Source organism: Actinacidiphila sp. DG2A-62, assembly GCF_035825295.1.
In the GTDB taxonomy this organism is placed as follows: domain Bacteria; phylum Actinomycetota; class Actinomycetes; order Streptomycetales; family Streptomycetaceae; genus Actinacidiphila.
In genome coordinates this window covers 5,434,878-5,448,957 of sequence record NZ_JAYMGI010000002.1, presented here as the reverse complement: position 1 = coordinate 5,448,957, position 14,080 = coordinate 5,434,878, and the positions used below count along the sequence as shown (strand labels likewise).

Below are 14,080 nucleotides of genomic sequence, written 5' to 3'. Positions count from 1 at the left end.
CAGGGATCTGGGATGGTTTCACCAGGTTCGTTCCCCTACCGTGAGGAACGCGCCGGGCCGGGCGGAACGGCCCGGACCAGGGGGGACGAAGGGGTGGGAGATGAAGGGGATGCGGCGCCGGGCCGGATGGCTCGTGGTACCCGTGGTACTGGTGTCGGTCGCCGGGTGCGGCGGCGGTTCCGGGGGGTCGGACACGAGTACGCCGGACGTGGTGTCGTCGTCGACGGACCCGGCGCAGGCCGCGTCCTCCCCCGACGACGAAGCGACGACGCTGGACGACGCGACGCCCGAGGACGACGTGTCGACGCCGGACGACGCGACGCCCGAGGACGACGCGACGCCCGAGGTGCCGTCCGAGGTGCGGGCCACCGAGGTGACGGCGTTCGAGCTGGAGCAGGGGCAGCCGCAGTGGGAGTCGGGGGCCCGTGACCGGGCGGGCAACGTGGTGCTGGACCTGGCGCCCGGCGGGGCGTTCAGCTTCACCACGGTGGACACGGTCGGGGTGCCGGTGACGGGTTCGTACACCGTCTCAGGCTCCGAGGTCGACTTCGAGGGCCAGACGCAGACCCAGGGGCCGGCCGGCAGTTCGACGCTGGAGGTCCAGGGCAGCGTGGACCTCGGCGACCGGACGATGAGCCTGCACTGGATCGCGTCGAGCGGCAATGGGGGCCGTCGTGGACGACCAGCAGTTCGCGTCCGCCACCTCCGTGGCGTGGGACGCGCAGATGGACGTCGACTTCGGGTGAGGCGTCGGACGAGGCGTCGGGTGAGACGTCGGACGAGGGGACAGGGGCGGTGCGATGACCACCGAGATTCCGCGGACCATGGGCCGCGGGCTGACCCGGCTGGAGAGCTGTCTGCCGAGCACGCGCGGGGAGACCGTCTTCGGCGAGATGCGGCGCATGCTCGACCGGGCGCCGCAGGAACAGCGGGACGCGCAGCGGCTGCTGGACCAGGGCGCCCGCGCGGGCACCACGGTCGGAGGCGTGCTGGCCCAGCACGTCAACGAGCGCGGCCGGTCGCGCTGGGGCCGGATGTTCGGCGTCTCGGCGACCCGGCGCGCGGAGGAGGCGGAGCTGGTCGAGCTGCTGGGCGTCGTCGGGGGCGTCGTCGGCGGCGGCATCGCCCGGGCCAAGGTGCACTACGACGAGCGCCGGCGGCGGGAGGAGGTCGGCCGGCTGGTGTGGCAGGCGGTCAGCCTGGCGGCCACGGCGGACGGACGGGTGAACGCGTACAACGAGGCGCTGCGCTGGCGGGTGCTCGACGCGCTGGACCTGACCGCCGCGGCCAGGGCGCGGCTCGCGGCGGCGCCGCTGCCGACGTCGTACCAGGCGCTGACGGTCCCGCCGTTGCAGGACGGCGCGCGGGACGCGGTGGCCACGTACGCCTTCCACGCCCACGCGAACGCGGCCGGCGAGGAGGCCGCCGCGCGCCGGATCGTCCCGCTGCTCGTGCGGCTGGGCATGTCACGCAGCGGCGGGGAGCACTTCGCGCACCGGGCGCGGGCGGAGTACCGCTCGGAGCTGGACCTGCTGTCGCACCACTACCGCATGTTGCAGTTCGCGGTCATCGGCGTCGGCCACCGCCTGTTCCTCCCGCTGGACGTCATCGCCGAGGCCGCCGGGCGGGTGGTGCGGTTCGACCCGTACGAGGCGGCGCGCGCGGAGAACCTGCGGGTCCTGGCCCAGGTGGTCCGGGCCTCGGCCGGGGTCGGCGCGATGGCGCTCACCGGGAACGTGGCGCCGGCGATGAGCATCGCGGCGGGGCTGGCGGAGCAGTTGTTCGGCGCGGCGGCCGACGGCCCGGCCGCGCGCGGGGCGCTGGCCGCGGTGGGCGCGGACGCGGGGCTGCCGCAGGCCGCCGTCCAGACCTGGCTCGCCTGGAACAACCAGGACGGCCAGGGCAGCCAGGGCAGCCAGTGAGGCCGGGTGCGCGGGACGCTGGGGACGCCCCGGGCGCGCCCGGCGGGGGGCCGGGCCGGCCCGGGACGCCTCGGGAAGGCGCCCCGGGCCGGCTCGGAAGGGCGTCACGGGCCGGCCCGGGACGCGTCAGCCGGCGGTGTAGGTCTCCACGACCTTGTCGAACGCGCGCTGCACGGCCGCGCGGTCGGCGTCCGAGCCGGAGACCAGGACGACGTGGTAGCGGCCGCCGATCTGGATCGCGAGGTTGCGGGCGTAGACGGTGTTGTCCGCGCTGTCGCGCCAGGTGTACTCGCCCTCGGCGGCCGGGTGGCCGCGCACCGACAGCGCCTGCAGGCCCGAGGCCGAGGACCACGAGGAGGCGCGGAAGTCGGCGAGTTCGGACTCGACCAGCTGGTACGCCAGCGGGTCCTGGGAGTCGCCGGACGCCTTGTCCCGGCCGGGGACGACGGTCATCCGGAGCCCGCTGCCGGAGAAGACCACCCGGTCCCTGCCGTTCTTGCCCGAGCGCACCCACCCGGTGTGCACGGCGACGGTGAAGCCGGCCGGGTCGGTGTGCATCGCGAAGTCCGGGCCGAGGTCGGGCGGCGGCGCGGCGGTGGTGTGCGGCGCGGTCGTGGGCGGGCGGGTGGGGTGCGCGGTCGTCGGCTTCGCCGACGGCGTGGTGGCCGCGGCGGTCGGCGGGGCGCTGGTGCCGGACGTGCCGTCGCCGCCGCCGGTGACCTCCGCCGGGACGCTGCGGGTGCCGTCCGAGCCGCTGGAGTCGGTGTTGCGGTGCGGCATCACCAGCAGCGCGTAGAGCACCACGGCCAGCAGGATCACGAGCACCGCGACCAGCAGGCGTACGCCCAGGCGGCGCGGGGCCTCCTCGGCGCGGGCGCCGGCCCCGAGGAGACCACCTGCTCGCGGTGGAAGAGCTGGCCCATGCGCATCTCGCTCAGCTCGTCCACGGGGCCGGACGCGGCCGGGCGCACCGCCTTGGCGGGCCGGGCGCCGTCCTTGGCCGGGCGCGGCGTCTTGGCGGGTCGCGCCGGGCGGGCCGGGCGGGCCTGCTTGCCGCGGGCGTGCCGGCGGTGGCCGCCCTGCACGGCGTTCTCCGCGGCGGCGGCCCTGCGGCGGCGGCGCACCAGCTCGCCGCGGCGGCGCTTGACCGGGAGCCGGGCCGGGTCGGTGGGCACCTGGACGGTGTGGGCGCCGATGTCGGGCTCGGGCGCGGACCGGATCAGCGACCGCAGCCAGCCGCCCAACTCCTCGGCGTCCGGCCGCTCTTCGGGGTCGGGCCGGAGCAGCGACTCGACGACGGGCCGCAGCGCGCCGCACTCCTCGGCGAAGGCGGGCGGCTCCGCGCAGACCAGTTGGACGAGTTCGGCGGCGGACTCCTCGGGGTAGGGCGGGTGGCCCTGGACGCTGCGGAAGAGCAGCGAGCCGAGCGCCCACAGGTCGGCGGGCGGGCCGACCGGGGGCGACAGCCGCCAGTTCTCGTGCACCTCGTGGGCCTGTTCGGGGGCCCACCGTTCGGTGACCGCGCCGACCACGGTGATCCGGTTCTGCCGGGCGCGCTCCTGCTCCAGCGCGCTCTGCGGGCCGTGCCAGGGCGCTTCGGCGGGCGCGCCGTCGCCGCCGGCGAGCACCTCCTCGGGCAGCGGGTCGTAGCCGCACAGCGCCTCCTGGGCGGCGCCGGCCGCGAGCCCGCCGAGCATCGCCCGGCCGTCGTCGGCGATCAGCACGGTGCTCGCGGTGACGTTGCGGTGCGTCCAGCCGTGGGCGTGCAGGGCGCGCAGCGCGGTCAGCACGTCGGAGGCGACCTCGGCGGCGCGGTAGGGGTCCAGCGGCTGCTCGGCCAGGAGCGCGGCGAGCGGCCGTGCGGACACCAGTTCGCTCGCGATCCACAGGCTGCCGTCCTCGACGAAGATGTCGAAGACCTGCACCAGGCGCGGGTGGTCGGGTATCGCGGCGGCCGCACGGGCCGCGGACAGCGCCCGGCGGGCGCTGTCGCCCAGCCCCTCCGGGTCGGCGAAGTCGCCTTCGTCGCCGACGAGTTCGGCGGTCACCACCTCGGGCAGCAGCACCTGGCGGACCAGGACCTCCTGGCCGCTGTACGTGTCGAAGGCGCGGGTCTCGACGAGTTCGAACTCGTCGGCCGGCGGCCTGGGCAGCCGGTAGCGCTCGGCGAGCACCCGCCCTGCGTATTCCTCCACGGCGCCCCCCTTCCCGGCCCGTTCACTTCCTGTCGCGCACCGGTCCGATCCGGTCCCGCGGCGACCGGAGACGCTCCGGTCGCGCACGTTTGCGGATGCGGACAGTCCGCACTTCCTCACGATACGTGCTACGGGCGCTCCGCAGGCGCGGATTGGCACGAGCGGCCCCCGTCCGCCCGATTCCGCCGCTGCCGGCGGCGGTGCGGCACGCCCGCGCGGTGTGCCCGTACCAGCGGTACCCAGCCGCGGGCCGGCCAATCCGGCCCGGCGGCCCGGAAGTTCGGCCGGTGGGTCAACCGACCACTCGGAAGGTGGCGTAGAAACCGTTGCGCAGGGCCGTCATGGCCGGGCTGTCCCAGGAGCCGGCCGGGATCGACGCCATGATCGCGTAGCCGTGGTCGGCGTCCACGACGAAGCCGCGGTCCTTCACGTGCACCTTGGTGCCCGAGGCGGTGCGCAGGAAGTCCCAGTCGGCGACAGTGGGATAGCCGCGCCACTGGATCGTGTGGATGCCGATGAGGTGGTAGTCGGTGCTGGTGCTGCGGGTGTAGGGCTCGTTCTGCCGCCAGGTCGCGGCGGCGTCCTTGCCGGGCGAGGAGGTGAAGTCGACCTGGAGCGCGGGTATCCGCCGTTCGCGCTGAAGATCGCGCCGGAGCCGCCTTCCGTGGTGCCGGTCTGCCGCCAGCCGGCCGGCAGGCCGATGGCGAAGTGGAAGCGGGTGCTGGTCGCCCAGTGCCAGCCGGCCGGGAGGGACTCGGCGCTGCCCGGGGCGGCCGGATTCCCCTTGCCCGGACCGGACTTCGCGCCGGAGGTCGCGCCGGAGGACTGCGCGTCGTCGCCGGAGTCGTCGCCGGACGCCTTGCCGCGGCCCGCATTCGTGTCGTCGTCCGAGGACGTGGCGCCGTCCTTCTTGCCCGCGCCGTTCTTGCCGTCGCCGCCCGTCGCCGCGGTTCCGGCGCCGGAGGTGCCGGTACGGGTCGCGCTCGGGGTGGGCTTGCCGGTGCCGGGCTTGTCGGAACCGCCGTCGCCGCCGCCGGAGTTGGCCACCGCGATGCCGATGACCGTGCCGAGGATCGCCAGCACGAGGACGGCGACCGCGATGATCAGGGTACGGCGCGGCACCACGTCGGTGAGCGAGGACGGAGCCGGGCGCCGGGTGCTCTCGGGGGTGCCGGGCTCGGGCGCGGGTCTCGCCTTCGCGGCGGCCCTGCGCACCGAGCCGAGCGCGGCGCGTATCCGGGCCGGGTCGATCCCGCCGAGCGGGCCCTGCCCGGACCTGGCCGTGATGCCGTGCGGCACGGTCGGCGGCGCGGAGGGCGGCACGGGCGGTGTGCCGGGGGCGGCGGGCGCGGACCCTCGCGTGCCGGAGGGCGTGCCGGGGGCGTCCGGCGCCGCGGGCTCGGCGACGGAGCCGGCCGCCGCCGCGCTCGCGGGCCCGGCCAACGACGGCGGCACGGACGGCGGTGCGGTCGGCCGCGGCGGCGTCCGCGCGGCGTCGAGCGGCTTGGTGGCGGCGGTCGCCGCGGCGCCGGAGGCTCCCGGCGTCCCCGCGCCCGACGCCCCCTTGCCCGCGCCGGCGGAACCCGGCGCCCGCGCGGCACCCGCCGCACCGGCGGCGCTTGCCGCGCCCGCCGCGCCCGCCGCCGCGCCCGCCGCGCCCGCCGGCAGCACCATCGTCCGGTCGTCGCCGGAGCGGGCCGGCGGCACCGCGGGCCGCTCCGGCGCGTTGACGATGGCGGTCAGCAGTGCCCGCGCGCCCGGCTCGTCCAGGCGGCGCTCCGGGTCCTTGTCCAGCAGCCCGCGGATCACCTCGGCCAGCGGCCCGGCGTGCGGCATCGGCCCGACCGGCTCGGTCATCACGGCGGTCAGCGTGGCGATCGCCGAGCCCTTGTCGTAGGGCGGCCGGCCCTCGACCGCGGCGTACAGCAGCGCGCCGAGCGACCACAGGTCGGCCGGCGGGCCGGGCTTGTGCCCGCGGGCCCGCTCCGGGGAGATGTACGACGGCGCGCCGACGAGCATGCCGGTGGAGGTCACCGAGGGGTCGCCGTCGATCTGCGCGATGCCGAAGTCGCCGAGCACCACGCGCCCGCCGCCGGCGCCCGCGGCCCCGGAACCGCCGTCCGCGATCAGCACGTTGGACGGCTTGACGTCGCGGTGCAGGATGCCCTCGGCGTGCGCGGCGCGCAGCACGTCGAGCAGCACCAGGCCGACCTCGGCGGCGCGCCGCGGCTCCAGCGGGCCGTCGTCGCGGATCACGTCGGCCAGCGAGCGGCCCTCGACCAGCTCCATCACGATCCAGGGCCGGTCGTCCTCCTTGACCACGTCGAAGACGGTGATGGCGCCGGTGTTGCGGATGCGCGCGGTGGCCTTGGCCTCGCGCAGCGTCCGGGTGACCAGGCGGCGCTTCTCGTCCTCGTCGACGTCGCCGGGGAAGCGCAGCTCCTTCACCGCCACGCTGCGGCCCAGCGTCTCGTCGACCGCGCGCCACACCGTGCCCATGCCGCCCTTGCCGAGCACGTCGCCGAGGCGGTACCGGTCGGCGAGCACACGTCCCTCGGTACGGCCTTCGACCTCGCTCATGGGTGCTGTCCTTAAGTGTGCCGCCGCTGTGCCGGCTGTTGTCGACTTGTCGCGCCGTCGCCGGCGCGCCCGTCCATCATCCCCGAACGGGGGACGGCGAAGCGAACCCGGCCTATTGGCCGGAAAGCCGGAAACCGGCCACCGCGTTCTGGAACACCGGGAGTTGCTCCTGCCACTTGGCGTCCGGCGCGTTCAGGTAGACGGCGTACTCGATGCCGCCCGGCTTGCCGAAGTCCAGGTCGATGGCGTGGTAACGGCGTTTGCTGCCCTGGAAGGTGAACTCCCAGATGGCCGCGGGCCCGCCGAACTGCTGGGTGGAGTCCAGCCGTTCGCGGTGGTAGTCGTCGACCTGCGACTGCGTCTGCGGCTCCAGCGCGACCAGGTGCTGGTACGGGTCGCTGGTGCCGAAGTCCAGCGCGCTGACCTTGAGTCCGCTCTTGCCGTCCGGGCTGACCCAGTTGACCTCGTCGTCGCCCTTGGGTCCGGCCTTCTGCCGGGTCCAGCCGTCCGGCACCGGCACCGAGTAGCCGCGGTCGGGGACACTCGCCAGGTGGTAGCCGTCCGGCACCGCGGGCGGCGAGGAGGGCGGCGTGGTCGGGGTGGCGGGCGTGGTCGGTGCGGTGCTGGTCGGGGTGGCCGGTCCGCTGGTCGGCGGCGTGGGCGAGGGGGTGAGACGCCCGGCGTCGTCGCCGCGCGACCGGTAGTGGCCGACCAGCACGGCGGTGCCCGCGGCCAGCACGGCGATCGCGACGGCCGCGGCGACCCAGCGCCCGGCGCGCCGGGAGCGCCGCCAGGGCGCGGGCTGCGGCGTCTGCTGTGTCTGCCCGGTCGGCGGCTCGTACCCGCCGCCCTGCTGCGGATAGCCGTACGCGCCGGGGCCGCCGTACGCGCCGGGGCCGGTGCGCGCACCTGAGCCGGTGGGCCCGGTCTGCCCGCCGCCGTACGTGCCCTGGCCGGTGGGTCCGGTCTGCCCGGTCTGCCCGGTCTGCCCGGTCTGCCCGCCCGCGTACGCGCCCGGGCCGCCGTAGGTGCCCTGCTGTCCGTACGCGCTCGGCGGCGGGGCGCCGTGGCCGGCGCCGTGGCCGGTGGTGTCGCCCGCGGGGTCCGGGGCGGGGGGCTTGGTCTGCTGGAAGCGGGCCCGGTCGACCAGCGCGGTGTCGGCCTCGGCGGCCGGCAGCCGCAGCATCCGCTCGGCGTCCTCCGCGGACAGCCGCTGCTCGGGCTCCTTGGCCAGCAGCCCGGCGATCACCTGGGTGAGCGCACCCGCGTCGAGTTCGGGGACCGGCTCCTCGGCGATGGCGTAGGCGGTCTCGATCGCGGTGGGGCGGCGGAACGGCGAGACGCCCTCGACGGCCTGGAAGAGCGTGGCGCCCAGCGCCCACAGGTCGGCCTCGGGGCCCGGCGGCACGCCGCGTATCCGCTCCGGCGACAGGAAGTCGATGGAGCCGATGAGTTCGCCGGTGCGGGTCAGCGTCGAGGTGCCGGACGCCTGCGCGATGCCGAAGTCGGTGAGCACGACCCGGCCGCCGGGCCCCTCGACCGGTGTGCCGTCGGCCTCGTAGCTGACCGACTGGGTGCCGGTGGAGCTGCCCGGCTCGCCGAGCAGCACGTTGCCGGGCTTGACGTCGCGGTGCAGCACCCCGGCGTGGTGGGCGGCGCGCAGCGCGGCGATCATGCCGCGGCCGATCCTGGCGACCTCGGGGACCGGCAGCGCGCCCTGCTGCTTCAGCCGCTCGCCCAGCGTCAGCGAGGGGACGTACTCCATGACGATGGACGGCAGCCCGTCGTCGTCGACCACGTCGTGCACCACGATGACGTTGGGGTGGCTGATCCTGGCCGCGGCCCGGGCCTCGCGGCGGGTGCGCTCGAAGAGGGTGGCCAGTTCGTCGTCGTCCATGTGCGGTTGCGGCGGGTGGAGCTTCTTGACCGCGACGAGCCGCCCGAGCAGTTCGTCCTCGGCCCGCCAGACGGTGCCCATGCCACCGCGCCCTATGCGTTCGAGCAGTCGGTAGCGGCCCGCGACCAACCGCCCTTCGTCCACCTGTCCGACCATTACGTGCCCTCCGCCTGCTCCCCCGCCCGCGCGTCCGCTCCCGCGCCCAGGCAATCTCGCCTAGAGGGGCACGATATCCGGCGCGCCGAGCCTGGCCGCATCCGCGGTCTGGTCGTCAGGTTGCAATTGGGACTCGCGCTCGGCCTCCACGCGCTTCTCGTAGTAGGCGACTTCCTTGTCGATCTGCGCCGTGTCCCAGCCCAGGACGCCCGCCATCAGCTCGGCGGACTCGCGGGCGCAGCGGGTGCCGCGGTCGAAGGTCTCGATGGAGATGCGGGTGCGGCGGGCCAGCACGTCGTCCAGGTGGCGGGCGCCCTCCGCCGAGGCGGCGTGGACCACTTCGGCGCGCAGGTAGTCGTCGGCGCCGGTGAGCGGGCGGCCCAGCTCGGCGTCCTGCGCGACCAGGTCGAGGACGTCCTCGGCGAGCGACCCGTAGCGGTTGAGCAGGTGCTCCACCCGGGCGACGTGCACGCCGGTGCGGGCGGCGATGCGGGCGCGGGCGTTCCACAGCGCGTGGTAGCCCTCGGCGCCGATCAGCGGCACCTCCTCGGTGCAGCAGTCGGCGACCCGGCGGTCCAGGCCGTGCACGGCCTCGTCGACCGCGTCCTTGGCCATCACCCGGTACGTCGTGTACTTGCCGCCGGCCACCACGACCAGGCCGGGCACCGGATGGGCCACGGTGTGCTCGCGCGACAGCTTGCTGGTCGCGTCGGACTCCCCGGCCAGCAGCGGGCGCAGCCCGGCGTACACGCCCTGCACGTCGTCCCTGGTGAGCGGGGTGTGCAGCACCGAGTTGACGTGTTCGAGCAGATAGTCGATGTCGGCGCTGGAGGCGGCCGGGTGGGCCTTGTCCAGGTCCCAGTCGGTGTCGGTGGTGCCGACGATCCAGTGCCGGCCCCAGGGGATGACGAACAGCACGCTCTTCTCGGTGCGCAGGATCAGCCCGGTGGTGGAGTGGATGCGGTCCTTGGGCACCACCAGGTGAATGCCCTTGGAGGCGCGGACGTGGAACTGGCCGCGCTCGCCGATCAGCGCCTGCGTGTCGTCGGTCCACACGCCGGTGGCGTTGACCACCTGGCGGGCCCTGACCTGGTACTCGCCGCCCTGCTCGCCGTCCTGCACCCGCGCGCCGACCACTCGTTCGCCCTCGCGCAGGAAGCCGGTGACGCGGGCCTGGTTGGCGGCCAGCGCGCCGTAGGCGACGGCGGTGCGCACCAGCGTGACCACCAGGCGCGCGTCGTCCACCTGGGCGTCGTAGTACTGCAGCGCGCCGACCAGGGCGTCCTTGCGCAGCGCGGGGGCGACGCGCAGGGCGTGCCGGCGGCTGAGGTGGCGGTGCACGGGCAGGCCGCGGCCGTGTCCTGAGGAGACGGACATCGCGTCGTACAGCGCGACGCCCGAGCCCGCGTAGAGCCGCTCCCAGCCCTTGTGCTGCAGCGGGTAGAGGAACGGCACGGGCCGTACCAGGTGCGGGGCCAGGCGTTCCAGCAGCAGGCCGCGCTCCTTGAGCGCCTCGCGGACCAGCGCGAAGTCCAGCATCTCCAGATAGCGCAGGCCGCCGTGGATGAGCTTGCTGGAGCGGCTGGACGTGCCGGACGCCCAGTCCCTGGCCTCGACGATGCCGACGGAAAGGCCCCGGGTGACGGCGTCCAGGGCGGTGCCGGCCCCGACCACGCCGCCGCCGACGACGAGGATGTCGAGTTCCTGTTCGGCCATCCGGGCCAGGTCCTCGGCTCGCTGGGCGGGGCTGAGCGTGGTGGTGCGCATCCGTGCCTCCGTGGCTGCGTCGGTGCTGCGGTCTCGGTGCGTTCAGTGCCGGTGCGGCGCTCATGGTGATGTCCGCGCCTCTTCGATAGTGACCGGATCGGCGGCGAGCGGCCAGCCCGGGTGGTCCGGCCAGGCCCGGCGGTCCGGGCGCGCGGGGGTGGTCCTGCCGAGAGGTCCGCGCGGTGTCGTCGGCGCGCCGCGCGGTCATATCAGTGATTTGTCTGGTTAGCCTGTTTTAGCAGCCATGAGGTGGGCCCAGCGGAGGGCGGACAGCCATGCCAGCAGACCTCGCCGTACTCGGACTCGGCCATGCCGGTCTTCCCCTCGCGCAGGCGGCCACCGCCGCCGGGATCGGCGTGATCGGCTGGGACCCGGACCCCGCCGTCGTCGCCGACATCACCGCGGGCCGGGTGCCGCCCGGCGCGCTCGCCGCGGCCGACCTGCGCCGGATGCTCGCCTGCGGCTTCCGCGCCACCTCCGACCCCGCGGTGCTCGGCCGGGTGCGGACCGCGGTGATCTGCGCGCCCACCCCGCTCGGCGAGGACCACGCGCCGGACCTCGGCGCGGTCGCCGCCGCCGCCCGAGCGCTCGCCCCTCATGTGCGCCCGCACACCACGGTGGTGCTGGAGTCGGCGGTCTACCCGGGCACCACCGAGCAGTACCTGCGCCCGCTGCTGGAGTCGCACGGGCTGCGCGCCGGGCGGGACTTCCACCTGGCCTACTCCCCCAGCCGCCTCGACCCCGGCAACCGGGTCTTCCACCTGGCCAACACCCCCAAGGTGGTGGGCGGGTGCACGCCCGCGTGCACCGAGGCCGCGGCGGCCTTCTACGGCCGGCTGACCGAGCGGGTGGTCCGCGCCCGCGGCCCGCGCGAGGCCGAGGCGGTCAAGCTGCTGGAGACCAACTACCGGCACGTCAACATCGCCTTCGCCAACGAGATGGCGGTGCTCTGCCACGACCTGGGCGTCGACCTGTGGGACGTGGTGCGCTGCGCGGAGACCAAGCCGTTCGGCTTCCAGGCGTTCCGGCCCGGGCCCGGCGTCGGCGGCCACGCGCCGGCCCTGGACCCCAACGCCGCGCCGCCGTTCGCCGCCCCCGGGCTGCTGGACGGGCGGGCCCGCACCCCCGGCCACCCGCTGCGGATGGTCGAACTCGCCCAGGAGGTCAACGCCCGGATGCCGCGCTACGTCGTCCAGCGCGCCGCCGCGCTGCTCAACGAGCACGGCAAGTCGCTGCGCGGCGCGCGGGTGCTGCTGCTGGGCGTCACGTACAAGGCCGACACCGCCGACCAGCAGGGCGCGCCGGCGCGGGAGATCGGCGCGCGGCTGATCGAACTGGGCGCGCAGCTGTGCTACCACGATCCGTACGTGCCCGGCTGGCGGGTGCTGGACCGGCCGGTGCCGCGCGCGGAGGGGCTGTGGGAGGCCGCCGCCGAGGCGGACCTGACGCTGCTGCTCCAGCACCACCGCACGTACGACCTGCAAGGGCTGGCGGTCAAGGCGCAGTTGCTGCTGGACACCCGCGGCGCGACCCCCGCCGGCGCGGCGGCCCGGCTGTAGTGGTCCCGTCCGGCTGTAGTGGTCCTGTCCGGCTGTAGTGGTCCTGTAACGACCGTATGAACGAGCTTGTCCTATTGTCATGCCCCCCTGCTAGATTTCGGCGTCACTCATCCGCACCGGCGCCGCTCGTCCGCGCCGGTCCGCACGCGTCCTCGGGGGAACCCTTCATGAGCGCCAACTACCCGCCGCCGCAACAGCAGCCCGCGCCCGGCCAGAACCCGTACGCCCCGCAGCAGCCGCAGGCGCCGTACGGACAGCAGCCCCCGGCCGGGTGGGGCGGCCAGCAGCAGCCCCAGGGCGGCTGGGGCGGCCCGCAGCCCCAGGGCTTCGACCCGGCCGCCTACCCGCCGCCCGGCGGCCCGATGGCCCGCGCCGCGGGCAACCCCGCGCTCGGCATCCTGGTCGGGGTGGGGGCGATGCTCGTGGCCGCGGTGCTCTACGGCCTGCTGATCAAGGGCACCAAGCACGAGATCGGGTACGCGGCGCTCGGCGTCGGCGCGCTGGTCGGCCTCGCGCTGGGCAAGATCGGCGGACGCCACCCGGCGCTGCCGTTCGTCGGCGTGCCGCTGGCGCTGCTCGGGGTCTACTTCGGGCAGATCTTCGGCCTCGCGCTGATCGCGGCGTCCGTGAACGACGTCAGCGTGACGACGGCACTCACCGACCACTACTCCTTCCTCCAGGACTCCTGGAAGGACGCGATGGACGCGAAGGACATCCTGTTCTTCGGCATCGCCGGGCTGGAGGGCTTCCTCATCACCAAGCGCGTCGCGAACTGACGCGGAGCCGTCCGCTGATGGGACATGCGTCAGGGCCCGTACCCCGGGCGGGGTACGGGCCCTGACGCATGTCCCCGCGGAGCGGCCTAGCGGTGGTGGGTCGGGGAGACCGTGACCTCGACGCGCTGGAACTCCTTCAGGTCCGAGTAGCCGGTGGTGGCCATCGAGCGGCGCAGCGCGCCGAAGAAGTTCATCGAGCCGTCGGGGGCGTGCGAGGGGCCGAGCAGGATCTCCTCGGTGGTGCCGGTGGTGCCGAGGTTCATCCGCTTGCCGCGCGGCAGCTCGGGGTTGACCGCCTCCATGCCCCAGTGGAAGCCGCGGCCCGGCGCGTCGGTGGCGCGGGCCAGCGGGGAGCCCATCATCACCGCGTCGGCCCCGCAGGCGATCGCCTTGGGCAGGTCGCCGCTGACGCCGAAGCCGCCGTCGGCGATCACGTGCACGTACCGGCCGCCGGACTCGTCCATGTAGTCGCGGCGGGCCGCGGCGACGTCGGCCACCGCGGTCGCCATCGGGACCTGGATGCCCAGCACGCTGCGGGTGGTGTGCGCCGCGCCGCCGCCGAAGCCGACCAGCACGCCGGCCGCGCCGGTGCGCATCAGGTGCAGCGCCGCGGTGTAGGTGGCGCAGCCGCCGACGATGACCGGCACGTCCAGCTCGTAGATGAACTGCTTGAGGTTCAGCGGCTCGTGCGACCCGCTGACGTGCTCGGCGGAGACCGTGGTGCCGCGGATCACGAACAGGTCCACCCCCGCGTCCACCACGGCCTTGGAGAACTGCGCGGTGCGCTGCGGCGACAGCGCGGCCGCGGTGACCACGCCGGCCTCGCGGACCTCCTTGATGCGCTGGCCGATCAGCTCCTCGCGGATCGGCGCGTCGTAGATCTCTTGCAGCCGCGCGGTGGCCCGCGCGTCGTCCAGCTCGGCGATCTCCGCGAGCAGCGGCTCGGGGTCGTCGTAGCGGGTCCACAGCCCTTCCAGGTTGAGCACGCCCAGGCCGCCGAAGGTGCCGATCCTGATGGCGGTCTCCGGCGAGACCACCGAGTCCATCGGCGCGGCCAGGAACGGCAGCTCGAACCGGTAGGCGTCGATCTGCCAGGCGATCGAGACCTCCTCGGGGTCCCGGGTCCGCCGGCTGGGCACCACGGCGATGTCGTCAAACGCGTACGCCCTGCGGCCCCGCTTGCCCCGTCCGATCTCGATCTCAGTCACAGCACCCGCGCCTCTCTGTC

Annotated in this window: 10 protein-coding genes and 1 pseudogene; 3 read left to right on the top strand and 8 right to left on the bottom strand. The window is 75.2% G+C overall.

The window, feature by feature from the left end; genetic code table 11:
• Positions 1–18 precede the first annotated feature (18 nt).
• Entirely contained in the window at positions 19–663 is a 645-nt protein-coding gene (locus VSR01_RS24525) for a hypothetical protein (protein WP_326451293.1), read from the bottom strand.
• 137 nt (positions 664–800) lie between these two features.
• Between VSR01_RS24525 and VSR01_RS24520 the strand changes: the two genes are divergently transcribed.
• Complete coding sequence (locus tag VSR01_RS24520; RefSeq protein WP_326451292.1) at positions 801–1,922, top strand: hypothetical protein; 1,122 nt, start codon at positions 801–803, stop codon at positions 1,920–1,922.
• 126 nt (positions 1,923–2,048) lie between these two features.
• On the opposite strand, the gene VSR01_RS24515 is transcribed toward VSR01_RS24520, so the two are convergent.
• The 6 genes and pseudogenes from VSR01_RS24515 to VSR01_RS24495 all read right to left on the bottom strand — a co-directional run bounded on the left by VSR01_RS24515 (position 2,049) and on the right by VSR01_RS24495 (position 10,517).
• Positions 2,049–2,747 (bottom strand): hypothetical protein, encoded by a 699-nt coding sequence (locus VSR01_RS24515; RefSeq protein ID WP_326451291.1) that lies wholly within the window; start codon positions 2,745–2,747, stop codon positions 2,049–2,051.
• Positions 2,748–3,067: 320 nt separating this feature from the next.
• A pseudogene (locus tag VSR01_RS24510) lies at positions 3,068–4,117 on the bottom strand (protein kinase domain-containing protein); the annotation flags it as partial.
• 292 nt (positions 4,118–4,409) lie between these two features.
• Positions 4,410–4,547, bottom strand: a complete 138-nt coding sequence (locus tag VSR01_RS37910) for a hypothetical protein (protein WP_442785528.1) — start codon at positions 4,545–4,547, stop codon at positions 4,410–4,412.
• Positions 4,544–6,697, bottom strand: coding sequence for a protein kinase domain-containing protein (locus VSR01_RS24505; protein WP_442785527.1), 2,154 nt, complete (start codon positions 6,695–6,697; stop codon positions 4,544–4,546). The genes VSR01_RS37910 and VSR01_RS24505 overlap by 4 nt, the downstream gene beginning before the upstream one ends.
• Before the next feature lie 112 nt (positions 6,698–6,809).
• Positions 6,810–8,750 (bottom strand): serine/threonine-protein kinase, encoded by a 1,941-nt coding sequence (locus VSR01_RS24500; protein ID WP_326451290.1) that lies wholly within the window; start codon positions 8,748–8,750, stop codon positions 6,810–6,812.
• A 60-nt stretch (positions 8,751–8,810) separates the two neighbouring features.
• A complete protein-coding gene (locus VSR01_RS24495; RefSeq protein WP_326451289.1) occupies positions 8,811–10,517 on the bottom strand; it encodes a glycerol-3-phosphate dehydrogenase/oxidase in 1,707 nt (568 codons plus the stop codon).
• A 275-nt stretch (positions 10,518–10,792) separates the two neighbouring features.
• Here VSR01_RS24495 and VSR01_RS24490 point away from each other — a divergent pair, with 275 nt between their 5' ends.
• Both VSR01_RS24490 and VSR01_RS24485 read left to right on the top strand, forming a co-directional pair.
• Positions 10,793–12,076: a nucleotide sugar dehydrogenase gene (locus tag VSR01_RS24490; protein ID WP_326451288.1), complete on the top strand. Its 1,284-nt coding sequence runs from the start codon at positions 10,793–10,795 to the stop codon at positions 12,074–12,076.
• A gap of 167 nt (positions 12,077–12,243) precedes the next feature.
• Complete coding sequence (locus VSR01_RS24485; protein WP_326451287.1) at positions 12,244–12,852, top strand: hypothetical protein; 609 nt, start codon at positions 12,244–12,246, stop codon at positions 12,850–12,852.
• Between the two features lie 86 nt (positions 12,853–12,938).
• Here the strand turns inward: VSR01_RS24485 and VSR01_RS24480 are convergent, their stop codons facing one another.
• Complete coding sequence (locus VSR01_RS24480; RefSeq protein WP_326451286.1) at positions 12,939–14,060, bottom strand: GuaB3 family IMP dehydrogenase-related protein; 1,122 nt, start codon at positions 14,058–14,060, stop codon at positions 12,939–12,941.
• Positions 14,061–14,080: the final 20 nt, after the last annotated feature.